This window comes from Ewingella sp. AOP9-I1-14, assembly GCF_052375995.1.
Classification (GTDB): Bacteria; Pseudomonadota; Gammaproteobacteria; order Enterobacterales; family Enterobacteriaceae; genus Ewingella; species Ewingella allii.
The window spans coordinates 125770-151103 of sequence record NZ_JBQSVA010000001.1; the positions used below are offsets into that span (position 1 = coordinate 125770).

The 25334-nt window shown below is 56.7% G+C and carries 19 protein-coding genes; 11 read left to right on the forward strand and 8 right to left on the reverse strand.

The genetic code is table 11. The annotated features are described in order from the left end of the window. Window positions 1-212: 212 nt before the first annotated feature. The 5 genes from astE to ACT3RT_RS00670 are packed head-to-tail and all read right to left on the reverse strand — an operon-like array spanning window position 213 to window position 6394. Complete coding sequence (gene astE / locus ACT3RT_RS00650) at window positions 213-1193, reverse strand: succinylglutamate desuccinylase (protein WP_496202365.1); 981 nt, start codon at window positions 1191-1193, stop codon at window positions 213-215. A 24-nt stretch (window positions 1194-1217) separates the two neighbouring features. After that, window positions 1218-2561 (reverse strand): N-succinylarginine dihydrolase, encoded by a 1344-nt coding sequence (astB, locus tag ACT3RT_RS00655; protein ID WP_485900869.1) that lies wholly within the window; start codon window positions 2559-2561, stop codon window positions 1218-1220. Window positions 2562-2592: 31 nt separating this feature from the next. Further along, the gene (astD, locus tag ACT3RT_RS00660; protein WP_496202366.1) at window positions 2593-4071 is read right to left on the reverse strand and encodes a succinylglutamate-semialdehyde dehydrogenase; all 1479 of its coding nucleotides are present in this window, start codon (window positions 4069-4071) and stop codon (window positions 2593-2595) included. Continuing rightward, window positions 4068-5153 (reverse strand): arginine N-succinyltransferase, encoded by a 1086-nt coding sequence (gene astA, locus ACT3RT_RS00665; RefSeq protein ID WP_496202367.1) that lies wholly within the window; start codon window positions 5151-5153, stop codon window positions 4068-4070. Before astA ends, astD begins: the two co-directional genes overlap by 4 nt. Window positions 5154-5182: 29 nt before the next feature. Beyond that, on the reverse strand, window positions 5183-6394 hold the full coding sequence (locus ACT3RT_RS00670; RefSeq protein WP_485900874.1) for an aspartate aminotransferase family protein: 1212 nt from the start codon (window positions 6392-6394) through the stop codon (window positions 5183-5185). A 732-nt stretch (window positions 6395-7126) separates the two neighbouring features. On the opposite strand from ACT3RT_RS00670, the gene ACT3RT_RS00675 reads away from it, so the two are divergent. The 6 genes from ACT3RT_RS00675 (at window position 7127) to ACT3RT_RS00700 (ending at window position 14130) form a co-directional block, all read left to right on the forward strand. Next, a complete protein-coding gene (locus tag ACT3RT_RS00675) occupies window positions 7127-8116 on the forward strand; it encodes an autoinducer 2 ABC transporter substrate-binding protein (RefSeq protein ID WP_353502329.1) in 990 nt (329 codons plus the stop codon). 245 nt (window positions 8117-8361) lie between these two features. Then, a complete protein-coding gene (locus ACT3RT_RS00680; RefSeq protein WP_353502330.1) occupies window positions 8362-9891 on the forward strand; it encodes a sugar ABC transporter ATP-binding protein in 1530 nt (509 codons plus the stop codon). Window positions 9892-9898: 7 nt separating this feature from the next. Beyond that, a complete protein-coding gene (locus tag ACT3RT_RS00685; RefSeq protein ID WP_353503980.1) occupies window positions 9899-10888 on the forward strand; it encodes an ABC transporter permease in 990 nt (329 codons plus the stop codon). A gap of 1 nt (window position 10889) precedes the next feature. Continuing rightward, the gene (locus ACT3RT_RS00690; RefSeq protein ID WP_353502331.1) at window positions 10890-11843 is read left to right on the forward strand and encodes an ABC transporter permease; all 954 of its coding nucleotides are present in this window, start codon (window positions 10890-10892) and stop codon (window positions 11841-11843) included. A 30-nt stretch (window positions 11844-11873) separates the two neighbouring features. Beyond that, window positions 11874-13511 carry an FGGY-family carbohydrate kinase gene (locus tag ACT3RT_RS00695; protein WP_100937188.1) on the forward strand — a complete coding sequence of 546 codons (1638 nt, stop codon included), beginning with the start codon at window positions 11874-11876 and terminating at the stop codon, window positions 13509-13511. Between the two features lies 1 nt (window position 13512). Then, the gene (locus tag ACT3RT_RS00700) at window positions 13513-14130 is read left to right on the forward strand and encodes an SIS domain-containing protein (RefSeq protein WP_496202368.1); all 618 of its coding nucleotides are present in this window, start codon (window positions 13513-13515) and stop codon (window positions 14128-14130) included. Window positions 14131-14147: 17 nt separating this feature from the next. Here the strand turns inward: ACT3RT_RS00700 and ACT3RT_RS00705 are convergent, their stop codons facing one another. Continuing rightward, window positions 14148-15569, reverse strand: coding sequence for an aminotransferase-like domain-containing protein (locus tag ACT3RT_RS00705; RefSeq protein ID WP_353502334.1), 1422 nt, complete (start codon window positions 15567-15569; stop codon window positions 14148-14150). 367 nt (window positions 15570-15936) lie between these two features. Between ACT3RT_RS00705 and spy the strand changes: the two genes are divergently transcribed. From spy to ACT3RT_RS00720, 3 genes are all read left to right on the forward strand, one after another. Beyond that, window positions 15937-16437 carry an ATP-independent periplasmic protein-refolding chaperone Spy gene (gene spy, locus ACT3RT_RS00710; RefSeq protein ID WP_485900882.1) on the forward strand — a complete coding sequence of 167 codons (501 nt, stop codon included), beginning with the start codon at window positions 15937-15939 and terminating at the stop codon, window positions 16435-16437. 309 nt (window positions 16438-16746) lie between these two features. Next, window positions 16747-18813 carry a carbon starvation CstA family protein gene (locus ACT3RT_RS00715; RefSeq protein WP_496202369.1) on the forward strand — a complete coding sequence of 689 codons (2067 nt, stop codon included), beginning with the start codon at window positions 16747-16749 and terminating at the stop codon, window positions 18811-18813. Further along, window positions 18806-19111, forward strand: coding sequence for a YbdD/YjiX family protein (locus tag ACT3RT_RS00720; protein ID WP_496202370.1), 306 nt, complete (start codon window positions 18806-18808; stop codon window positions 19109-19111). The genes ACT3RT_RS00715 and ACT3RT_RS00720 overlap by 8 nt, the downstream gene beginning before the upstream one ends. A 735-nt stretch (window positions 19112-19846) precedes the next feature. Here ACT3RT_RS00720 and kdgT read toward each other — a convergent pair. Together kdgT and fsa are read right to left on the reverse strand one after the other, a co-directional pair. Further along, the gene (gene kdgT / locus ACT3RT_RS00725; RefSeq protein ID WP_353502338.1) at window positions 19847-20845 is read right to left on the reverse strand and encodes a 2-keto-3-deoxygluconate transporter; all 999 of its coding nucleotides are present in this window, start codon (window positions 20843-20845) and stop codon (window positions 19847-19849) included. 323 nt (window positions 20846-21168) lie between these two features. Next, window positions 21169-21834, reverse strand: a complete 666-nt coding sequence (gene fsa, locus ACT3RT_RS00730; RefSeq protein ID WP_100937193.1) for a fructose-6-phosphate aldolase — start codon at window positions 21832-21834, stop codon at window positions 21169-21171. 154 nt (window positions 21835-21988) lie between these two features. Between fsa and ACT3RT_RS00735 the strand changes: the two genes are divergently transcribed. Beyond that, window positions 21989-22888, forward strand: a complete 900-nt coding sequence (locus tag ACT3RT_RS00735) for a glycyl-radical enzyme activating protein (RefSeq protein ID WP_353502339.1) — start codon at window positions 21989-21991, stop codon at window positions 22886-22888. A 5-nt stretch (window positions 22889-22893) separates the two neighbouring features. Continuing rightward, complete coding sequence (locus tag ACT3RT_RS00740; RefSeq protein WP_496202371.1) at window positions 22894-25326, forward strand: formate C-acetyltransferase/glycerol dehydratase family glycyl radical enzyme; 2433 nt, start codon at window positions 22894-22896, stop codon at window positions 25324-25326. Window positions 25327-25334 lie beyond the last annotated feature (8 nt).

Sequence of the window (25334 nt, forward strand, 5' to 3'; positions counted from 1 at the left end):
GCGGGTTGGAATCCCGCAGCGAGGGAACCGCCTAAGCGGCGGCACTTCGCGGCGATCACCGTGGCTGCTGAAACATGTTCATTCCAACCCTGCGAAGCCTCGATCACACAGCAATTAAAGCGCGGGTGTCCAGAGGGCGCGCGCTTACGCGCCTTCTGGGCCAGTTTGCGTGGCAACGCAAGGTTTTGAATTTAAGAAGTTTCAGCGCTTTCTCAAAAGCGCTCCAACATCAGCCCCGCTCTTAACCCCATGGCGACAGAAGGATTCGGAAACAACACGAACTCCTCATTCTTTTCGACTCGATACGCCTTGCCGCTCTCCTCGGCTATCAAAAAACCTTTCGGATAAGGGGTAAAGTTCAGAGCCATTGCCGGGACGTGAAGCTGGAAATCCTCTTGCGAGCGGATGATATCCTGCGTGACACGGTAACTTTCAAGCGGCTGGTCGGCGTGCCTTGACGGCAATGGGGTGGCGCTAACCAAGGACTGCAATGCCTGACGGATTCCGGCGAACTGCTGGTGATCGTTGCTGCCGAACGGCAATGCCTTGCCTAGCTCTAGCGTGCAGCTGTCGGCACCAAAAACTTCGCTGCTGAAATGGGTAAAAGTGCCGCCGGGGGAACGGTGATAGACCAGTGCGTCGAGGCCCGCGGCGTCGAGCCATTTCAGCATGTCGGGGCTGTAGGGCCTGTCCTGCAACGGCAACAGGCCAAAGCGCACGTGCAGTGAACCACGGATGGCGGTGTGCAGATCATAGTGATAACGATAGGTCGCCCCCGCCGCGGTCGAGGTGCGATAGAACAGCGCCATCGCCTGTTCTAATTCATGGACGCGACGGGTTTCGCCGTTGGGGCAATAACGAGTGTGCCTGCCGCCGAACATGCGGTTCATATCGGCATCGACAAAACGCTTATTCACGCGCATTGATGCCGGGTTGCCGAGCAGCACCAGCAGCCTGACGTGCAAAGACCGCTGGCCGCTCAGCAGCTCGCTCACCAATTGGTTGAGCAGCTCGATGGGCGCGGTTTCATTGCCATGAATGCCCGCCGAAATCACCACCGCGCTGTGACAGGCCTGGTGCGGCGACAGCTCCAGAATGCCCTCTTCGCGCCATATCCAGTCAAGATTGGGCGTCTGCCCGGTGATGGCTACCGGGGCTTCGCCGCTGAGGGTTTGCGCCAGAAAATCAAACATGTTTCGCTCCTTGATGGCGGCAACTTAGCGCTGGAAGGGGTAAATCACTCCAAGGCCCAAAATTTGCGTCAGTTCATCTAAAGCATAGCGAACCTCGGTCAGCAGCTGTGGGTCAGCGAGATCTTCAGCGTGCATTCGGTCGCGATAATGGCTGTCGACCCACTGGTTAAGGCGAGCAAAAAGCGCGTCATTCATCAGCGAGCCGTCATTGACCGCCGCCAGCTCGGCGCGGTTCAGCGCTACCCGCAAACGCAGGCAGGCCGGGCCGCCGCCGTTGCGCATACTTTCGCGCAGGTCGAACACTTCCACCTGATTAATCGGCCCGCCGCTCTCTTGCAGTTCACACAGGTAATCCCAGACCCCGACGTGCTGGCGCGACTCCTCGGGCACCACAATCATCATCTTGCCGTCGTTCTTACTCAGCAACTGGCTGTTGAACAGGTAAGTGGCCACCGCATCGTCAATCGACACCTTAGACTGAGGCACTTCAATGGGATGGAAATCCAGCTCCAGCGCGGCCATTTTGCGGCGGATCTCCTCCAGCGCGGCGTTGCTATTGGCAAAGGCCTGTTGATGGTGAAACAGCACGTTGCGGTTGCTGACGGAAATCACATCGTTGTGAAATACGCCGCGATCGATAGCTTCCGGGTTCTGCTGCACAAACACGGTCCGGTTGGCGGAAAGCTGGTGCAAACGCGCCACCGCGTCGCTGGCCAGGCGGGTTTGTCGCGCCGGATAGCGCACCGGCTCATTTTCCCCGGTGACTAATCCGTCGCGGCCATAGACAAAGACCTGCACGCCCGGCTTATCGTAATCGCCGCACAGCCGGTTGTGGTTGGCCGCCCCTTCGTCCCCCAGCGCCGCCACCTGCGGTAGCGCGTCGTGGTGGGCAAAGTGGCCGTCATGCTTAAAAGTGGCGCGCAAAATCGCCGAAGTGGTGTCGGCTTCAATAGCGCGGTGAAACTTGTTATTAAGGTTAGCCACGGTGAAATGGGCGCGGCCATCGGCACTGTCGGCCGACGGCGACACCGTCGCGGCGTTAGCCACCCACATGGAGGATGCCGAACTCAGAGAGGACAGCAGGCGCGGCGAGTAAGCCTGCGCCTGCGCCAGCACGTTGCGATCGCTGCCGCCAAAGCCCATCTGGCGCAGCGTGGCGAGATGCGGACGCTCGTGCGGCGGCAACACCCCCTGGGCGAAACCCAAATCCGCCAGCGCCTTCATCTTCAACAATCCCTGCTTGGCCGCCAGTTTTGGGTTAGCCGCCGCATTCTGATTGCGGGTGGACGCTTCATTACCAAAAGAGAGACCGGCGTAGTGGTGGGTCGGCCCAACCAAACCATCAAAATTCGCTTCACTTCCCGACATAAACCTCTCCTCTCGCCGTCTGCAATGCGGCTTAAGCGCCGCTAAAATCAATTCCCGGTGACAACGTCACAGGCAGTTCAAGTTTTTCTGTTTCCAGCGATGCCATCGGCCATGCGCAGTAATCCGCCGCGTAATAGGCGCTTGGGCGATGGTTACCCGAGGCACCAATGCCACCGAAAGGTGCGTTGCTGGACGCGCCAGTTAACGGCTTATTCCAGTTCACAATCCCGGCCCGGGCTTCGGTTAACAGCTGGTCGAACTGGGCGCGGTCGGTGGAAATCAGCCCGACGGCCAAGCCGTAGCGCGTTTGGTTAGCTATCTCGATGGCCTGATTGAAATCGTCATAGCGCAGCACGCTGAGCAGTGGGCCGAAGATCTCTTCGTCCGGCACGCCCGCGATGCCCGTCAGGTCAATAATGCCCGGCAGCAGCAGCGAGCTGTGTAGGTCAGGGCGAGTCATGGTCAGCAATGGCTTGCCACCGAGAGCAATCAGCTCATCTTGCGCCGCCAAAATGTGTTTGGCCGCGACGTCGGAAATCACGCCGCCCATAAAAGGCTGCGGCTGGTCGTCCCAGTGGCCCACCTTCAGATCGGAAGTCACTTCCACCAGCCGTCTGAGGAATCTGTCCCCCGCCTCGCCCTTCTTGACCAACAGGCGGCGCGCGCAGGTGCAGCGCTGCCCGGCAGAGATAAAAGCCGACTGGATAGTTAGGTTTACCGCCGCGTCGATGTCTTGGACCGGCTCGACGATCAGCGCGTTATTGCCGCCCATCTCCAGCGCCAGAATTTTCTCCGGCTGGCCCGCCAGTTGGCGATGCAGCTGGTAGCCGGTCCCGGCGCTGCCGGTAAACAGCAAACCGTCGATTTGCCCGGACGCCGCCAGGGCTTCGCCCGTGCTACGGCCGCCCTGCACCAGATTGATCACGCCATCAGGTAAACCGGCCTGCTGCCAAAGTTTGACTGTCTCTTCGGCGGTTTTCGGCGTCAGCTCGCTCGGCTTAAAGACAATAGTATTTCCGGCCAACAGCGACGGCACGATGTGACCGTTCGGCAAGTGGCCGGGGAAGTTATAAGGGCCGAACACCGCCAGCACGCCGTGTGGACGGTGGCGCAGTACCGCCTCGCCGTCGGGCATTGGGGTATGTTTCTCGCCGGTGCGCACCTGATTGGCTTCAAGGGAAATCGCCACTTTGCCAATCATCGCCTGCACTTCGGTCAGGGTTTCCCAGTGCGGTTTGCTGGTTTCAAGGCTGATAACCTCGGCCAAGCGGCTTTTATGCTCGGTCAGCAGCTCGGCGAAACGGGCAATGACCGCCGCTCGGTCTGCCAGAGATTTACGCGCCCATGCGGGGAACGCCGTGCGCGCCGCCGTGCAGGCCGCTTCGACATCTTCCGGGCTGGCGCACAGCGCCGACCACAGCCCAACATTATTGGCCGGGTTGGTTTTCTCCAGCAGCGCGCCCTGTCCGCTACGCCACTGTCCTTGAATAAAGAGTGCTGGATGCATCATGCGAGACTTTCCTCTGGGTTTGAGTCGGTTACTTGATTTGGCGCGACGCGGTTCTCCCGAAAGGGATAGAGCGCGACGGCGCGCACGCGGTCGCCCTCTTTCACGCCCAACTGCTCGGCGGTGGCGGGGTCAAGGGTCAGCCGGTTCATCACCGGATCACCGGCGACCAGCGTGGCGCAGAAGCCCTGATAATCTTCCCGCGCGACCACGTACAGCGGCGCGTCCTGCTCTTGATTTGGCTGGCCGATATGCACCGGCAGCAGGCGGCTCTCTCTCACCGCGCGCAGCTGGTCGATTTCCCCTTCCAGCGTCGGACCGCCGTCGAAAATATCCACGTAGCCGGTGTAACGCAGCCCTTCACTTTCCAGCACGGCCCGCGCCGGGGCGGTGTGCGGATGCACTTGCCCGATGACTGATCGCGCCTCAGGACTAAGCAATTCGGTGTAGAGCGGATGTTTTGGCATCAGCTCGGCAATAAAGGATTTCTGCCCCATGCCGGTCAGTCGGTCGGCTTCGACAAACTCCATGCCGAAGAAGTGCTGCCCGACGCTGTCCCAAAATGGGGAATGGCCGTGGTCGTCGGACACGCCGCGCATCTCGGCAATGACTTTCGGCGAGAAGTGCTGGCGGAAGGCGGCCAAGAACAGGAAACGCACCTTGGATAACAGATGGCCGTTCTTGCCATTGCGGTGGTCCGGGTCGAGGAACAGGGTGCAGAGTTCTGTAAAGCCGGTGTGGTCGTTGCTGAGAAACAGCGTCGGCACCGGCTTATAAATGTTCAGGCTTTTCGAAGCGTGAACCAAGGTGCCGAGGCGGAAGTTGTACCAAGGCTCACTCAGGCCGACTGCCACCTCAATGGCGCTAACGCCGACCACTTTCTCCTGCTCGGTATCTTCCAGCACGAACAGGAAACCCTGCTCGGCCTTGTCCAGCTTCCCCGCCCAGGTGGCGAGCGAACGTTCAATTCGCGCGCGCAGCTGGGTTTCGTCTTTGGGTAATGAGGTCAAACCGATGCCGGTTTTACCGGATAACTTCAAAATATCGGCGAGGTCGCCAAGCCGCACGGGTCTAATAAACATCATATTGTCTACCTCGCAAATAGGGGCTTAACTCAGGCGCACAGGCGTTTTACGGCGCGCTCAAGTCGGTTCAAACCTTCTTCAATATCAGACCCGGAAATAATCAGGGATGGCGCAAAACGCAGCACGTTTGGTCCGGCAATCAGCGCGATTAGCCCCTCTTCCGCCGCCAAGGTGTTGAGCTGCTTGGCCTGACCGTTGAAGCGTTCGCTCATCACCGCGCCGAGCAGCAGGCCCGCGCCACGCACTTCTGAGAACACCTGATACTGCTCGTTAATGCGCTTCAAGCCGTCGATAAACCACTGGTGGCGCTTCTGCACGCCGTTGAGCACCTCTGGCGTGTTAATCATCGACAGCACGGTGCCCGCCACCGCCGTTGCAAGCGGGTTACCGCCGTAGGTGGTGCCGTGCGTGCCCGGCTGGAACAGCACGCCGTACTTGTCGAGCGTCAGCATCGCGCCAATTGGGAAGCCGCCGCCCAGCGCCTTGGCGGTGGTCAAAATGTCTGGCACCACGCCGTAACCCTGATAGGCATACAGCTCGCCGGTACGGCCAACGCCGGTTTGCACTTCGTCGAAAATCAGCAGCGCGCCGTGCTTGTCGCACAGTTCACGCAGCCCTTGCAGGAAGCTCGCCTCGGCAGGCACCACGCCGCCCTCGCCCTGAATTGGTTCGACGATCACCGCGCAGGTGCGCTCAGAAATGTGATCAGCTACCGCGGCTAAATCGTTAAACGGCAGGTGGGTGATGTCTTGCGGCAGCGGCGCGAAATCTTCTGAATATTTCGGCTGACCGCCCGCCGTCACGGTAAACAGCGTGCGACCATGGAAAGCATTTTTGAAGGCGATGATTTCACTCTTATTGCCGCCCTGCTTGTGGCCGTACAGGCGAGCCAGTTTCAGCGCGGCTTCGTTGGCTTCGGCCCCAGAATTACAGAAGAAGACTTTTTCGGCGAAAGTGGCGTCAATCAGCTGTTTCGCCAAGCGCAGCACGGGTTCATTGGTGTAGCCGTTGCCCAGATGCCAGACTTTATCGGCCTGCTCCACCAGCGTTTTCTTCACTTCTGGATGCGCGTGGCCCAGTGCGTTAACCGCAATGCCGCCAGCGAAATCGACATAGTCTTTGCCCTCTTGATCCCACAGCCATGAGCCCTCTCCGCGTACCAACACGAAGGAGGCTGGCGCGTAGGTCGGTACCAGCCAGTCATCAAAGTTTTCACGGCTAACGTTGAGTTGTTGTTGCATATCTACCTCAGAGTCAAAGGGGACCAAACTGCTGTGAAGTTGTTACATTTAAGTTAAAAATTTTACTCTCTTTGGTTGATGATAGATTGCAGCCTTCGTGCCAGCAAAGGGAATAAATGCATAAAATCGGCTGCGCCACGAAAAAACAACCACTTAATAACCGCAGTTATTCACTTAAAATGCATAAAAAGTGAATAACATAAAATCAAACCCTTTTGCGCCTTGAAGGTGTTCCGACTGAATATGCAGCAAGATTTGGAGGAATATTTCGCTCAGGATTGTGATCGAAGGCATGTTGGCGGTGAGTGCAAGAGAGGATGTTGCTCGATATGGGTGAAAGTGACGCACCTTTTTGGGGAGGCTGCGCTTTGATGGGTCAGGGGCAATTCGTGATAGTTCTCACAATCTGGGCATTATGTTGCTGATGTCGATACCTCGCGGGTGGCGAAAAGCAATTCCTCACTTTTTAATGTTATTTTTATGTTATAAAAATGATACTTACTTGATCTAAAACCGCACTATTTCACCTCCCAATCCTGCTCATTTCTCATGTCTTGAATTTTATTTAACCTTAATTTAACAATTAAAATCATATAAATTAACATTTCCGGACTTTGATCACATTTTGTTTACTTTGCTGCGAGAAGCGCATAGCGGCTTGTTAATCTCAATACGTGGAAAAAATAACCACTACCCACGCCCTACACATAAGATCATAAGAAGGTACCAGCCATGAAATTTAACCTCGCATTAGTCAGCGCATGTGTGGTTTCTGCATGCATGTTGATCTCAACACCAAGCTTTGCTGCCGATAAACCCTACGACATCGCTCTGGTGGCCAAAGTCACCGGTATTCCTTGGTTCACACGCATGGAAGTGGGGGTGAAAGATGCCGCCCAAAAATTACACGTCAACGCCTATCAGGTCGGTGCTTCTACTCCAGATCCGGCGGCCCAGGTTAAAGTCATCGAAGATTTAATCGCCAAGAAAGTTGACGCCATTATTGTGGTGCCTAATGACGCCAAAGTATTAGAGCCGGTACTTAAAAAAGCTCGCGACGCCGGTATCGTGGTATTAACCCACGAATCTCCAGACCAGCAAATTGGTCAATGGGATATTGAAACCATCGACAGCCAGAAATATGCCGAAGCGAACATGGATGAATTAGCCAAAGATATGGGTGGCAAAGGCGGTTACGCAATTTATGTCGGTTCACTCACCGTGCCATTACATAATGCCTGGGCCGATGCGGCTATTAAGTATCAGAAACAAAAATACCCGGATATGCATGAAGTGACTTCTCGCCTGCCGGTTGCTGAGAATATTGATAAGTCCTACTCCACCACGCTGGATTTAATGAAAACCTATCCTGAAATGAAAGGGATTATCGGTTTTGGTTCATTAGGCCCAATTGGTGCAGGCCAGGCCGTTCAACAAAAACGTGCGAAGAATAAAATCGCCGTGGTGGGTATTGCGATGCCAGCTCAGGCCGCGCCTTACCTGATGCGCGGTGATATTAAGAAAGTCCTGCTGTGGGATCCTAAAGATGCCGGTTACGCCTTAGTTTCCGTGGCTGACCAGATGCTGCAAGGCAAGCCTGTCACCAAAGATTTAACCATCGATGGTCTGGGCAAAGCCGACGTAGATATGGATAAACACGTGATTCGCTTTAATAAGATTCTGGAAGTCACACCAGACAACGCGAAATCACTGGGCTTCTAATAGGTCAGTATTTACTTATTTTTTAAACCCTGAATTATTTACGTTGCATCAAGGCGGCAACTGAATGAATCCCAGTCACTTACTCAAGTAAGTGACTGGGATGAATGAAGGCAGCCAACGCAGAGGCAGCTTAAAGGATGACGGGTTTTCGCCACACCAGAGAAATAGGAAGGGATACGGCGTAGTTTGTTGTGCCGTATCTGCTTTCTTAACTGACCAGCTTGAACGCAGTAAGGATTCAGTCGATGACGATTAATTCCAGTTCACCTACCTCCCCTCATTCCGCCGAGGCATTTATCAGCCTTGAGGGAATAAGCAAAAAATTCCCCGGTGTACTTGCACTGGATAATGTCACGCTGACATTAAATAAAGGTGAAGTGCATTGTCTTGCAGGCCAAAACGGCTGCGGAAAAAGTACCATTATTAAAGTGATTTCCGGCGTCTATCAGCCAGAAAAAGGCGCGACCATCACTATTGATGGCAAATTGTTTCACTCTTTAACGCCACAACTCTCTTCTTATTACGGCATTCAGGTTATTTATCAGGACCTGTCGTTATTCCCCAATTTATCCGTGGCCGAAAATATTGCCATTCACCGTTATTTGCCGGGCGGCGATTTCTGGGTACATCGCGAGGCAATGCGCAAAAAAGCCATTGCCGCAATGCAACGCGTAGGGGTTTCTCTCGACCCGGATCGTAAAGTGGAAAAGCTGTCGATCGCCGACCGTCAATTGGTGGCAATATGCCGGGCAATCGCTGCAGACGCGAGTCTGGTTATCATGGACGAACCGACCGCCTCCCTCACCCGCACCGAGGTTAACGGCCTGCTGCGCGTGGTCAACGAATTGAAAGCCGCCGGGATTTGCGTGGTGTTTGTTAGCCACCGTCTGGACGAAGTGATGGAAGTGGCCGATCGCATTAGCGTGATGCGCGACGGCAAACTGGTGGGCACTTACCCGGCCAGCCAGCTCGACAGCAATGAGCTGGCCTTCCTGATGACCGGCCAGCGTTTCAGCTACAGCCACCTGCCGCATCGCGCACCGGCGGACGTCACGCCTTTGCTGGAAGTGAGCCATCTCAGCCGCGCCGGGCAGTATCAGGATATCTCCCTGTCACTGCGCCAGGGGGAGATCACCTCGATTATTGGCCTGTTAGGCTCCGGGCGCACCGAACTGTGCATGAGCCTGTTTGGTATGAGCCAGCCGGACAGCGGCGACATCAAAGTGAATGGCAAGAAAGTCACTTTACGCAGCAACCGCGATGCCATTCGTCACGGCATTGCCTATGTGTCAGAAGACCGCCTGACCCAAGGCTTAATCATGGAGCAGTCGATTTACGACAACACGCTGGTGTCAATTTTCAACAAACTGCACACCCGCGCGGGCTTGATGGATCACCGTAAAGCCGCGTCAGTGGTTAAAGACCTGATCCGCGATTTGAACATTAAAGTCTCGGACAGCGGCCTGCCGGTGAAAACCCTCTCGGGCGGTAATGCGCAGCGTATTGCCATTGCCAAGTGGGTGGCGACTCATCCGCACATTCTGATCTTGGATTCGCCGACCGTGGGCGTAGATATCGCCAACAAAGAGGGGATCTACCGAATTGCGCGCGATCTCGCTGAGTCCGGCATGGCGGTTTTGATGATTTGTGACGAGATCCCGGAAGCCTATTACAACAGTCACCGCGTGCTGGTGATGCGTAAAGGCGAACTGATTGCTGAATTCGCCCCGCACCAGTGCAGCGAAGCGCAGATTGCGGAGGTGATTAATGGGTAGTTCAAAAATGGAAAGAAGTTGGCTGAGTAAAGCCATCGGCCAGCACGAGTTCTGGTTGGGTTTACTGGTGTTGGTTCTGGCGATTGGCCTGAGCGTCAGCACCAAAGAGTTCTTAACCCTCGGCAACCTGACTGATGTCGCCACCAGCTACGCCATTCTTGGCATTCTGGCCTGTGGCCTGTTTGTGGTGCTGATTGCGGGAGGCATCGACATCTCCTTCCCGGCCATGACCTCCATTGGCCAATACGTGATGGCGAGTTACATCATCCACCACGGCGGCAGCTTCCCGCTGGCGTTTGGTATGGCGATGGGCGTGGGCCTGCTGCTCGGGCTGGTCAACGGCTTCTTAGTTTACTGGCTGCGCGTTCCGGCGATTATCATCACCATCGCCACCCTGAACCTGTTCTACGGCCTGCTGGTGTATCTGACTAACGGCACCTGGCTGTACGGCTTCCCGGACTGGTTTATGAATGGCATCAACTGGTTCTCATTCACCGCTGGCGATGGCTATGACTATGGCCTGACGCTGCCGCTGCTCAGCCTGCTGGGGGTGATTATCGCCACCGGCGTGCTGATGAACCGCACTCGCGTCGGGCGTCAAATCTACGCCATGGGCAGCAACCGCGACGCGGCCTCACGCCTTGGGCTAAACATCCTGCGTCTGCACTTTTATGTTTACGGCTTTATGGGGCTGTTGGCGGGCATCGCGGCAGTGGTACAAGCACAAATCACCCAGTCGGTGGCTCCTAATTCGCTGCTAGGTTATGAGCTGACGGTGCTGGCTGCCGTGGTATTGGGCGGCACCAGCATGACCGGTGGGCGCGGCTCACTGACTGGCACCGTGCTGGGCGTGATGCTGCTGGCCTTCCTGCAAAACGGCCTGACCCTGCTGAGTATCTCCTCTTATTGGCACCAAGTTTTCAGCGGCGTGATCATTTTGGTCAGCATCAGTAGCACCGCCTGGAACGAAAAACGCAAACTGGCGAAGGGAATGTAACATGACAACCTTAACCCGATTTTTCCCCGGTGACCGCATCATCCGTTTGCAGTTGCTGATCATTCTGGCCGTCGCCGTGCTGTTCTCTTTCACGCTCGGTGGTCGCTTCTTTAGTCTGGGTAACTTCCAGTCAATCTCTTCCCAGCTGCCTATCTTGGGCATGTTGGCGCTGGGAATGGGCATCACCATGCTGACCGGCGGGATTAACCTGTCGGTGATCGCCGGAGCCAACGCCTGTTCGCTGGTGATGGCGGCGATTTTGGTCGCCCACCCTGACCAGCCCGCCTTCTTCCTGCTGGCGATGCTGGCGGGATTGGCCGTGGCGCTGGCGATCGGCTCGCTAAACGGCGTATTAATCGCCTACATCGGGGTGTCGCCTATCCTCGCCACCCTCGGCACCATGACGCTGATCTCCGGGCTAAACATTCTTCTGACCAACGGCACGGTGATCTCCGGCTTTCCGAAAGCCATTCAGTATTTGAGCAACGGCAGCCTGCTGGGCATTCCCGTCGCCCTGCTGCTGTTCCTGCTGGTCGCCGTGCTGCTGTGGGTGCTGCTCGAGCACACCACCCTTGGCCGCAGCCTGTATCTGATGGGGTCTAACGAGCAGGCCACGCGCTTTAGCGGCGTGAACACTCACAAAGTCACTATCGCGGTTTACGTGCTTTCCGCCCTGCTGGGCTGGGGCGCGGCGCTGCTGATGATGTCGAAATTTAACTCGGCCAAGGCGGGTTACGGCGACTCCTATTTACTGGTCACGATTTTGGCTTCGGTCCTCGGCGGCATTAACCCGGATGGCGGCTTTGGTCGCGTGTTGGGACTGGTTCTGGCATTGGTGGTACTGCAAATGCTGGAAAGTGGTCTGAACCTGATGGGCGTGAGCAGCTACTTAACTATGGCGTTATGGGGCGGAGTATTGATCCTGTTTATCGCTTTACAGAATCGTAAGTCCTGACAGACTTTTAGAACATTAAGGGAAAGAAACATGGCGAGTTATTTTATTGGCGTTGACGTCGGGACAGGCAGTGCTCGCGCAGGCGTGTTTGATATGACAGGACGCCGGGTGGGTCAGGCCAGCCGCGATATTACCTTATTCCGCCCTAAAGCTGATTTTGTCGAGCAGTCTTCCGACGAGATCTGGCAAGCGGTGTGTAACGCGGTAAAAGACGCGATGAGTCAGGCCGATATCAACCCGATTCAGGTGAAAGGCTTGGGCTTCGACGCCACCTGCTCACTGGTGGTGCTGGATAAAGAAGGTAAACCGCTGACCGTCAGCCCGTCCGGGCGCAATGAGCAGAATATCATTGTATGGATGGACCACCGCGCCATTACGCAGGCCGAGCGCATCAACGCCACCGGTCACCGCGTGCTGGAGTTTGTCGGCGGTATTATCTCGCCTGAAATGCAAACGCCAAAACTGCTGTGGCTGAAGCAGCACATGCCGAGCACCTGGAACAACGTCGGTCATCTGTTTGACCTGCCAGACTTCCTGACTTGGCGCGCCACGCAGGACCCAACCCGCTCTCTCTGCTCCACCGTCTGTAAGTGGACCTATATCGGTCACGAAGACAGATGGGATCCGAGCTATTTCAAACAGATCGGGCTGGAAGATTTGCTGGAAAACAACGCGGCGAAAATCGGCAGCGAAGTGAAAACCATGGGCCAACCTTTGGGCCATGGACTGACTCAACGCGCCGCCAGTGAAATGGGCCTGATGCCCGGCACGGCGGTGAGTGTGTCAATCATTGACGCCCACGCGGGCAGTTTGGGGATCTTAGGTGCCAGCGGCGCATCTGGCGAAACGGCCGACTTCGACCATCGTATCGCGCTGATTGGCGGCACCTCGACGGCGCACATGGCGATGTCACGCAGCGCGCGCTATATCAGCGGCATCTGGGGACCATACTACTCGGCGATCTTGCCGGATTACTGGCTGAACGAGGGCGGGCAGTCCACCACCGGCGCGCTTATCGACCACGTAATTCAGTCGCACCCTTGCTATCAGGATCTGCTGAAACAGGGCAAAGACAGTGGCAAAACTATTTATGAAGTGCTGAACGGCATTCTGCGCAAAATGGCCGGCGAGCCGGAGAACATCGCCTTCCTTACCAAAGATATTCATATGCTGCCCTACTTCCACGGCAACCGTTCGCCGCGCGCAAACCCAACGCTGACCGGCACCCTGACTGGCCTCAAACTGTCGCGCACCCCGGAAGATATGGCGCTGCACTATTTGGCGACCATTCAGGCGCTGGCGTTAGGCACGCGCCATATCATTGAAACCATGAATCAGAGCGGCTACTCCATCGACACCATGATGGCGAGCGGCGGCGGCACCAAGAACCCGGTGTTTGTGCAAGAGCACTCCAACGCCACGGGCTGCGCGATGTTACTGCCGGAAGAGAGTGAAGCCATGCTGTTGGGCAGCGCCATGATGGGCACAGTGGCCGCCGGAGCCTATGACTCCCTACCGGAAGCCATGGCGGCGATGAGCCGCATTGGTAAAACCGTGACGCCGCAGACCAACAAAATTAAAGAGTATTACGACCGCAAATATAAAGTGTTCCATGAGATGTACCACGACCACATGAAATACCGACGCCTGATGCAGGAGGATGTTTGATATGTCGCCATCCCTTGACGCCAATGAGTGGCAGCTAGCCTGTGCGGGCTGGCAGACCTATAGCCAAGAGATTCTGGCTCTGCAGCAGAATATCGACCAGCAGGTCTGGCAGCGGGTGCTCAACACCCTCGCGGAATGTAAAGGCAAGATAGCCGTGACCGGCGTCGGCACCTCGGGTATCGCGGCACGCAAAGTGGCGCACATGCTGGCCTGTGTCGAGCAACCGGCGATTTACCTCAATCCGACTGACGCCGCCCACGGCGATCTCGGTTTCCTGCGCAGCGACGACGTGGTTATCATGATTTCGCGCGGGGGGAATTCGGAAGAGCTGACTCGTCTGTTGCCAACCCTTGCCAGCAAAGGGGTGACGCTGATTAGCGTGACGGAGAATCTGGATTCGGCCATTGCGCTGGCTTCAAAGCTGGTGTTGAAGACCCATATCCAGCGGGAGATCGACCCGCTGGACATGCTCGCCACCACCTCAATTGTGCTGGTGCTGGCTATCTTCGACGCGATTTGTGGCTGCATCATGCTGCGCAACGGCTTTGATAAGCAGACGCTGCTGGCGGTTCACCCCGGCGGCAACGTTGGTAAAACCTTGCGTGAGAATGAAGCCTAGTCGCCTTTCAGATCAGGTCAGTGCTTCAGCTCGTCAGTCACAATATTGGCAATAATCTGGATGGCCCGCGCGGTGTGCGGGCCCCATTCAAACGAGGTATTGATACGAATACAGTGCCGGTAGCGATCGTCCACCGCGAACATGGTGCCGGGCGCAATGCTCACTCCCTGCGCCAGCGCACGCTGATAGACCTTCGCCGCATCCACCTTTTCGCCTAAATCCAGCCATAAAAAATATCCCCCTTGCGGCTGAGACACAGACACGCTCGACGGAAAAGTCTCGGTGATGGCGTTGAACATCGCCATTTGTCTCTGTTCCAGCTGGCGACGCAGGCGGCGCAGATGGGTGTCATAGCCGCCCTGCTGCATATAGTCGGCCAACGCCAGCTGAACCGGCACGCTGGCTGACAAGGTGCTCATCAGCTGCAATCGCTGGATGCGCGCGGCGTAGGCCCCCGCCGCCACCCAGCCAACGCGAAAGCCGGGAGCCAGACATTTTGAGAATGAGGAGCAGTGCAGAATTTCACTGCGATTTTCCGACGCTTTGAGCGGCATAGGTCGCTCACCGCCGAAGTACAGCTCGCCATAAACATCATCTTCAATCAGCGCCACGCCGTGGGCCTGCAAAATCGCCACCAGCCGGGCCTTCTTCTCTACCGACAGCGTGCAGCCGAGAGGGTTCTGGAAGTTGGACATCAGCCAGCAGGCTTTGATCGGATAGGTATCTAGCGCCTGCTCCAAGGCGTCGAGATCCATGCCGTTGCGCACGTCGGTCGGGATCGCCACGGCTTTCAGCTTACGGCGCTCAATCGCCTGTAGCACCCCATAGAACGCGGGCGACTCAATCGCCACCCAGTCTCCAGGCTCGGTGACGGCTTGCAGGCTGAGGCCCAGCGACTCCATGGCCCCCGAGGTAATGACAATTTCGTCCGGCGGCACTTCCATGCCGTTTTGGGCGTAACGCTGGGCTATGTTGCGGCGCAGCTCCTCGTTGCCCGGCGGCAGATTGGCCATGGCGCTGTGTGGCGACATGCGGCGCACCGCGCTGGCCAGGGAGCGGGCAAGGCGCGGCTGGGGGAACAAAGTTGGGTCCGGGAATGCCGAGCCTAAAGGCACCACCGACGGGTCTTGGCCACCTTTGAGAATGTCGAAAATGGCGTCATTAACATCCACCTGCTCGGCGGCGTGCAGAGTTTGATTGGCGCGGCGATTCAGCTCGCGCACCTTGCGCGGCGCGACGTAATAGCCCGACTGCGGCCGGGCAACGATTACGCCCTGACTTTCCAGCAGCTGGTACGCCTGTAGGACGGTCATCAAGCTCAGGCCGGACTGTTTACAGCTATCTCGCAGCGACGGCAGTTTGTCGCCGGGCAGCCACACCTGTGAATCAATCTGCCGACGCAGGGTCTGCGCCAGATTTTCATAACGAGAAAGTGCCATAGAGTCATTCACTGTTATAGATAATGTTAATGAAATGCCAACTATTATAGGCAGATTGGTTAATTCATGGCGAACGAAACCGAGGTTAAACGGAGAATGATTAGTTTAGGTGTCGTCTGGTGGCCAAACATTAACCGTGATAATGTTTTTGCAACCCGCTTTGCGGTCGGATAATTCTGAGCAAGTGCTAAGGGATCGTTTGCAACCTTACGCTTTCTAAACGTTTTCTCCACTTTCGGCGGAAAAACGTTAGCGCACCTTTCACTCTTTTACATCTTCCTCGTATTACTATTCATTCATAGGTTTAGACTTTCCTTCGTCAACACAAAACGGGCAACGTGCCTGAAACCCTATGAGGAATCTAATAATGCGTAAACTTACCGCAATGATTGTGGCTTCAACTCTGGCTCTGAGCTCGGCTTCTTTCGCTTTCGCCGCTGATACTACGCCAGCACCTGATGCACCTGCCACTCAAGGCAAAATGATGCACCATAAAGGCCCGCACCACATGAACCCGTTCGCTGGCCTGAACCTGACTGAGCAGCAAAAAACTCAGATGAAAGAGATCATGAAAGACAGCGGCGCACGCCCTGACCGCGCGGCCATGAAAGCGCAGATGGACACCATGCACGGCCTGGTCGCCTCTGACAGCTTCGATGAAGCCAAAGTGAAATCGCAGATTGATACCATCACCCAGGCGCAGTCCCAGCACATGCTAGAACGCGCCCGTGCTGAGAACAAAATGTACAACCTGCTGACGCCAGAGCAGAAGAAACAGTTCAATGAGAACTACCAGAAGCGCGCTGAGAAAATGGAAAAAATGCGCGACCATAAACCAGGCCAGCCAAAACCGGCTGCTGCTGAATAATCGCTTAACCGCTCAGGCTCAACCGGTCAGCTTTGCTGGCCGGTTTTTTTTTGTATTTATTCATCTTATTGCGCATTTTTTCTGTGCTCCCCGCCCCCTTACCCAACGAAATCCCAAGCCATATCACAATTCTGTTGTTCTCATTTCACCTGTCGCCGCCAAGCCACTACCTTAAAACTGGGATTTAAGCTGATCGTTCAGGAACTTCTGCGCTGCGGTTGAGCATGTTCCATTCATACCTCACCCAAACTCTGCACCTATAAAACATAAAGCGGGCCTACAGGACCCGTGACACAAGGAGTAGTACACATGAAAAGCGTCAAGTCCGGGATAACCTGGCTGGTGGTGGCGTTAATCGGCGCCTTTGCCTTTGGCATGTTGGCCCTCAGCCGCGGAGAGCACGTCAACGCGGTGTGGCTGGTGATAGCAGCCATCGCCTGTTACAGCATCGCCTACCGTTTCTACAGTCTGTTTATCGCCAAGAAAGTGTTTGAGCTGGATGACCGTCGCATGACGCCCGCCGAGCGCCACAATGACGGCCTGGACTATGTTCCCACCAATAAATGGGTGCTGTTCGGCCACCACTTTGCAGCAATTGCCGGTGCAGGCCCGCTGGTCGGCCCGATCCTGGCCGCGCAGATGGGCTTCTTGCCGGGCACTATCTGGATCCTGGTCGGCGTGATGCTGGCGGGCGCGGTGCAAGACTTCCTTATTCTGTTCATCTCAACCCGCCGCGATGGTCGCTCGCTGGGTGAAATGGCCAAGCAGGAGCTGGGGCAATTCGCCGGAGTGATCACCATGCTAGGCGCGCTGGGCGTGATGATTATTATCCTGTCCGCGCTGGCTCTGGTGGTGGTTAAAGCGCTGGCAGACAGCCCGTGGGGGCTGTTCACCATCGCCGCGACCATTCCTATCGCGCTGTTTATGGGCGCTTATATGCGCTTCCTGCGTCCGGGCAAAATTGCCGAAGTATCGATTATTGGCTTCGTGCTGATGATGCTGGCGATTATTTACGGCGGCAACGTAGCGGCGGATCCTTACTGGGGGCCGTTCTTCACGCTGCACGGCACCACGCTGACCTGGGTGTTGGTGATTTACGGCTTTATCGCCTCGGTTCTGCCGGTTTGGCTGCTGCTGGCCCCGCGTGATTACCTCTCTACCTTCCTGAAAATCGGCGTCATTGCCGGGTTGGCGGTGGGCATCGTATTTGCTATGCCTGAAATGAAAATGCCCGCGGTAACTAAGTTTATCGACGGCAGCGGCCCGGTGTTCTCCGGCGGCCTTTTCCCGTTCCTGTTTATCACCATTGCCTGCGGCTCCATTTCGGGTTTCCACGCGCTGGTTTCCAGCGGCACCACGCCTAAGCTGGTCGAGCGCGAAAGCCATATCCGCTTTATCGGCTACGGCGCGATGCTGATGGAGTCCTTCGTGGCGATTATGGCGATGATCTGCGCCTCGGTTATCGATCCGGGCGTCTATTTCGCTATGAACTCCCCGGCGGCGCTGATTGGCACCACGGTAGAGAGTGCTTCGCAGGTGATTAACAGCTGGGGCTTTGTGGTGACGCCGGACACGCTGGCGCTGATTGCCAAAGACGTGGGTGAGAACTCCATTCTCTCCCGCGCCGGTGGCGCACCGACCTTTGCCGTGGGCATGGCGCACATCATCACCGAAGTGTTTAATAGCCGCGCCATGATGGCGTTCTGGTATCACTTCGCCATCCTGTTCGAAGCCCTGTTCATCCTTACCGCCGTGGATGCCGGTACCCGCGCCTGCCGTTTTATGGTGCAAGACTTGGTGGGCGTCGCCGTGCCTTCTCTGGCTAATAACCGTTCTTGGGTTGGCACCATAGCCGGAACCACCGTGGCGGTCGCTGGCTGGGGCTTCTTTGTCTATCAGGGCGTGGTCGACCCACTGGGCGGCATCAATACGCTGTGGCCGCTGTTTGGTATCGGCAATCAGATGCTGGCGTCGATGGCCTTGATCCTCGGCACCGTGGTGCTGTTTAAAATGAAGAAGCAGCGCTATGCGTGGGTAACCATTCTGCCGACCGTGTGGCTGTTTGTGACCTCTATGACGGCGGGCTGGCAGAAGATTTTCCACGAGAAGCCGTCGATCGGTTTCCTCGCTCAGGCGAAGAAATTCTCGGCAGGCATCGACAGCGGTGAAATCATTAAACCGGCCAAAACTCTTGCCGATATGCACACCATCGTGATTAACAATCAGATCAACGCCGCGCTGTGCGCCTTCTTTATGCTGGTCGCCGTCACCATGCTGGTGTCGTCGTTCTTCGTGATCCGCCGCGCACTGAACTCCGCCACCCCGACCGTGCATGAAACCGCCGTGGTACAACGCCGGGAGGCCCGCAATGTCTGAAAACTGTTTACTGTTGAAAGCGCCGCGGCCCGCGGCGCTAGTCATCCACCGCTGCCGCCCCCTGTTCGTGGTCGAGCCGCGTCCGAAGAACGCTTTGCAGTGGCTAAAACTCGCCGGACGCCGCGCCGCCCAAAGCTTCCGGCTGATGGTTGGCGTGCAGGATTACGGCAATTACGTGGCGCACTTTCGCGTTCGCCACCCAAGAGGCACGCCGCTGTCGGAGCGCGAGTTTCATCGCAGATGTTTGGAAGCCAGATTCCCGAGTGAAGGCGGCAAGATGGGGAAATGCCCATGTTAGGATCAGGTGGGTGAACTGCTGTTCACCTTTTTAAGTTTAAGGTCAAGGTCGTGCGCTGCCGCCACACCGGCCTTAAGGTCAAAACCGTGGGCTCGCCGCCCACACTGGCCCAAAGGGTTTTAAACGAAACCCTTTGGAATCCTGCGTTTTTTGCTGCTGGTAGATCGAGGCTTCGCAGGGTCGGAATGGACGTGTTGCGGCCACTGTGTTCGTCGCGAAGTGCCGCCGCTTAGGCGGTTCCCTCAGTTCGGGCTTCGAGCCTTTGGTCTCGAACCACTCCCTCGGCGTCACTTCTGAATGCGACTTACTGGCATTTACACCGAACCGTTTCATTGTTTTTTTGACTTGCTCCTTCCCCTATTTAGGGGCGGGAGCAGAATAGCACTCCACTGAAACGGTACGGTTGAAATGTCTCAAAACCGCGCTCAAAAATGGCGCTGAGCGAACGGTTCGAGACCAAAGGCTCGAAGTCTGAAGCGAAGGCACCGCCTAAGCGGCGACATTCTTTATTGATAGGGAGGGCGGTGGAGAACAGGTGCACCTGAAACACGTCCACCTAGCGAGCGGAGCGCGCAGTAAAGAGCCGGGGATTCTTAAGGGGCGCGGCGAAAGGCGCCCCTTAAGGCCGGTGTGGCGGCAGCGCACGGTTTTGACCTTAAGGCCGGTTTGCGCCGACGTCCACGGTCTTAAATTTGAATTTGAAGTTAAGAAGCGCCCCCGGGCAGCAGCCCCTACTTACTTAATTCTCGCCATTTGGTCATCCAAATTCACTTTCCCCTTGATGGCTTTGTTCTTCACTCTGCGCGACCACATCGCGGTAATAATCGGTACCAGAATCGAGGTTACGATGACCGAGGTGGCGACTAGCGCGGTGGCTGCCGGGGCGGCGGCTTTGAACTGGGGGACCATCTCGGCGATTAACACCGGGGTGGCGACGGCGGCTCCGGCGGAACTTGATGCTGCGATGCCTGCCGTGCCGTCACCTCCACCGATAAACTTGTCGGCCAGAATCAGCGGGATGCCGGTGACGATAATCACCGCGATACCCAGTGCGATACCTAACAGGCCGGTTTGTGCAATCACCGCCAGATTGATGGTATTCCCCAAAGCGAAAGCGAAGAATGGGATCAGCGTCTGCACGGCTTTGCCGAAGAACTCGCGCAATTCAGAATCAAGATTACCCAACGCAAACCCAACCAGGAAAGGCAGAACGGCGCCGACGAATACGTGAGGTTCGAAAGAGGCGATACCGGCAGTGCCGAGGATGATCATGGTCATCAACGGGCCGGATTCCAGAGACATCAGCACGAAAGCGCCCGCCTCTTCTTTGGTGCCGTATTGCTGCATCACCGAGGCGTACAGGCCGCCGTTGGTCATATCCATCGCCGCCACTAAGGCCAGCGTAGACAGCCCGGCGAAGAAGCCAAACTCGACGCCGTTTTCCGGAATAAAGTGCGACGCCAACGCGGCGACCACCCAGGCCACGGCGATTTTAGTCACCACCAGCGTGCCGGATTTACGCAGCACCGTCCCCGTGGCGCTGAGCTTGATTGACGCGCCCATACAGAAGAACCACACCGCCAGAATCGGCACGGTGCCGGAAATCAGCCCGTTGGTGAATGACCCGAAATATTTACCCGCGTCCGGCGCAAAGGTATGGCAAAGGGCACCGATAAACAGCGGCACCAGCATCATCCCACCGGGAATTTTTTCTATAGCACGTTTGATTTGCATGTTGTTTCCACCTGATCGTTTTATTCGCTCACGGCACTGTTTTGCCAGCGCCGGGCGGTGTTGTAGTGAAAGCTAGGGTTAAGGGTGTAACGTGCCATTCCCGGTTGGCGTGACGACTTGGTTCTCTCATCGGCTCTTTCAATGATCGCTAAGGTATCCATTTCCGGAAGTTATAAAAGTGATCAAACACATATTTTTGAAACGACGTTTCTTTTTTATAGATCGCTAGTTTCATTTAAATGTCTGGAGGATTTTCAGGCATAAAAAAACCCGCGTCGGGGATGCCGAGGCGGGTTAGATAAGTCGATGAGTAGAGTGCGGAATTAATCCAGCGTGCTGCGCCCGAAAGCCTGTTGCCAGTCATTGTCGAACTGCGCCACGGCGGCGGTCACGGCGGGCGTGGTCAGCAGCTGCTCGGCGACGTCCACCGGCAGAGTGATTGACTGACAGCCCGCGAGCAAGCAGTCCATCGCCTGACGCGGCGTGCGGAAACTGGCGGCCAGCACTTTAGCGCCGGGCGCATGCAGGCTCAGTAGCTGTTGCAGCTCTGTCACCATGGCGATGCCGTCACCGCCCTGCGCGTCCAGACGGTTGACGTAGGGCGCGACATATTCCGCCCCGGCCAGCGCAGAAAGCAGCCCCTGACCCGCGCCATAAACCGCCGTTCCCAGCGTGGGAATGTTCATCAGCTTGAGCTTTTTAATTGCTGCCAAGCCTTCCGCCGTCACCGGAACTTTGACCACTAAACCCGGCACGCGCTGGGTCATGCTCACCGCTTCGGCAACCATTTGCTCGGCATCAGACGCCAGCACCTGCGCAAAGAGTTTGCCGGTTCCGCCCAGTGCGTCACGCAAGGCAGGCAGGACTTCCCATAGCGATTTGCGCTCTTTCGCCACAATGCTCGGGTTGGTAGTAACACCCTGCAACGGCAGGATGCGTGATAGTCGTTTTACCGCGCCAACGTCGGCGGTATCCAGATAAAGCTCCATCCCTCTCTCCTTAAACTTGTGAACCAAAACAAAGTATCGATGAGTCTACTCTTTCAAACGCCTATTTTGTTGATCGCAGTCAAAATCACTTTCGAATGAAAGTAGCTTAATTGCGAAAGAAAATAAATAGGCCGTTTTTGCTTGGAGTACCTCGATGATTTTTAACCTTCAACGCTATTCAACCCACGACGGGCCGGGAGTGCGTACCGTGGTGTTCCTCAAAGGCTGTTCTCTAGGCTGCACCTGGTGCCAGAACCCGGAGAGCCGCTCGGCCGAGCCGGACATTTTGTTCGACCCGCGCTTATGCAGTGAAGGCTGCAGCTACTGCGCCAGCGCCTTTCCGCACGCTATTAATGTAGAAGACGGCAAGCTGATTATCCGCCGCGAGAACTTCAGCGCCGCCGACCGGGCCGCCATTGAGCGCGTCTGCCCCGCCGGGGCCTTGAGCCTGTGCGGCGAGTCGGCGGATGTAGACCATCTGATGCAGCAGATCCTGCGCGACAAAGCCTTCTATCTGCGCACCGGCGGTGGCGTCACCCTCTCCGGCGGCGAGCCTTTCATGCAGCCGCAGGTGACTCACCGGCTATTGCAACGCTGCCGCCAAGAGGGGTTGCACACGGCGGTTGAAAGCTGCCTGCACGTGCCGTGGAAATACATCGAACCCTCACTGGACGTGCTGGATCTGCTGCTGGCCGACTTAAAGCACGTAGATGAAACGGCGTTTAAACGCCTGACCGGCGGCTCGGCCAAGCGCGTGCTGGATAATTTCCGCCGACTGGCTCATGCCGGGCAGTCGCTGATTGTCCGCGTGCCGCTGATCCCTGACTTCAATGCCGACCGCGCCTCGGTACGGGCGATTGTCGACTTCGCCGCTGAGGAAACCGGCTGCCAGGAGATCCATTTTCTGCCTTACCACACGCTGGGCATCAATAAATACGCTCTGCTCAACCAACCCTATCTGGCCCCGCGCCAGCCGCTGAATGACCCCGATCTGCTGACGTTTGCCCAAGATTACGCCGCCGAAAAGGGGCTGACTGCCCTACTAAGAGGATAATAATAATGACTCAACTGAAGCTGGAACATCTGTCTGACCGCATCAAAGCACACAAAGAGGCGCTGATTCATATCGTCAAACCGCCTATCTGTACCGAACGCGCGCAGCACTATACCCATGTTTATCAACAGCATGCCGACAAACCGCTGGCCGTGCGCCGGGCAATGGCGCTGGCCGAGCATCTGCAACAACGCACCATCTGGATTAAGCACGACGAGTTAATCATCGGCAACCAAGCCAGTGAAGTGCGCGCCGCGCCGATTTTCCCTGAGTACACTGTCGGCTGGATTGAAAGTGAAATTGACGCACTGGGCGACAGGCCGGGAGCCGGTTTCTCGGTCAGCGAAGCGAACAAGGACATCCTTCACCAGCTGTGCCCGTGGTGGCGCGGCCAGACGGTTCAAGATCGCTGCTACGGCATGTTCACCGATGAGCAGAAGGCCCTGCTCGACAGTGGCATCGTCAAGGCGGAAGGCAATATGACCTCCGGCGACGCGCATCTGGCGGTCAACTTCCCGCTGCTGCTCGATCTCGGGCTGGACGGGCTGCGCAACAAAGTGGCCGAGCGCCGCGAACGACTGCAACTCACCGACTGGGAAGACCTGCATAAAGAGCAGCTGCTGAAGGCGATTGATATCACGCTAGCGGCGGTGGGCGAGCACATCCTGCGTTTTGCTGCGCTGGCGCGGAAAATGGCGGCGACGGAGAGCCGCGAAGCGCGCCGCAGCGAACTGCTGAGCATGGCCGAAAACTGCGAGCTTATTGCCCACCAGCCGCCGCAGACCTTCTGGCAGGCGTTGCAGCTGTGCTACTTCATCCAGCTGATTCTGCAAATCGAATCCAACGGCCACTCGGTCTCCTTCGGTCGCCTCGACCAATATCTCTATCCTTACTATCGCCGCGATGTGGAAGTGGCTGAAACCCTGAGCCGCGACGCTGCCATCGAGCTTTTGCAAAGCTGCTGGCTGAAGCTGCTGGAGGTCAACAAAATCCGCTCCGGCACCCACTCCAAAGCCTCGGCGGGCAGCCCGCTGTACCAAAATGTCACCATTGGCGGCCAGCAGTGGCGCGACGGCCAGATCAGCGACGCCGTCAACCCACTCTCTTACGCCATTCTGGAGTCATGCGGCCAGTTGCGCTCTACCCAGCCCAACCTCAGCGTGCGCTATCACGCCGGGATCAGCGATGACTTCCTCGACGCCTGCGTGCAGGTGATTCGCTGCGGCTTCGGCATGCCGGCTTTCAATAATGATGAAATTGTCATTCCTGAATTCATCAAACTCGGCGTCGAGCCGCAGGACGCCTATGACTACGCCGCGATTGGCTGCATCGAAACCGCCGTCGGCGGCAAGTGGGGCTATCGCTGCACCGGCATGAGTTTCATCAACTTCGCCCGCGTAATGCTGGCGGCGCTGGAGCAAGGCAAAGACGCCAAAAGCGGCCGCTGCTTCTTACCGCAGCAGCGCGGGCTGTCGCTGGGTAACTTCGACAATTTCGAACAGGCCTTCGCCCAGTGGGATGAGCAGATCCGCTACTACACCCGCAAATCAATTGAAGTGGAGTGCGTGGTGGATACCGTGCTGGAAGAAAATGCCCACGACATCTTATGCTCGGCACTGGTTGATGACTGCATCGAGCGCGGCAAAACCATCAAACAGGGTGGTGCGAAATATGATTGGGTGTCGGGCTTACAGGTGGGGATCGCCAATCTGGGCAACAGTCTGGCAGCAGTCAAAAAGCTGGTGTTCGAGCAGGGTCAGGTTGGTCAGCAAGAGCTGGCGGCGGCGCTGGCGTCCGACTACGACGGGCTAGACGGCGAGCGCCTGCGCCAGCGACTCATCAACGGCGCGGACAAATATGGCAATGACTGCGACGAGGTAGACGACCTGCTGGTTCGCGCTTATCAGTGCTATATCGACGAGCTGTCGAACTATCACAACACCCGATTTGGGCGCGGCCCGATTGGCGGCACCTATTACGCGGGCACCTCATCAATTTCCGCCAACGTGCCTTTCGGCGCCGCCACCACCGCCACGCCGGATGGTCGCAAAGCCTTCACCCCGCTGGCTGAGGGTGCCAGCCCCTCTTCCGGTACGGACCATCTTGGGCCAACGGCGGTGTTCAACTCCCTCGGAAAACTGCCGACCGAGGCGATCCTCGGCGGCGTGTTGCTCAATCAGAAGTTGAACCCGGCTTCGCTGGAAAACCCGCACGACCGGCAAACGCTGATGCTCATGCTACGCACTTTCTTTGAAGAGCATCGCGGCTGGCACGTGCAGTACAACATTGTGTCGCGCGAAACTTTGCTGAAAGCCAAAGAGACGCCGCAGCATTACCGGGATTTAGTGGTGCGCGTCGCCGGATACTCGGCATTTTTCACGGCCTTATCACCTGAAGCACAGGATGATATCATCGCCCGTACCGAGCACTCGCTCTAACCCTTCCC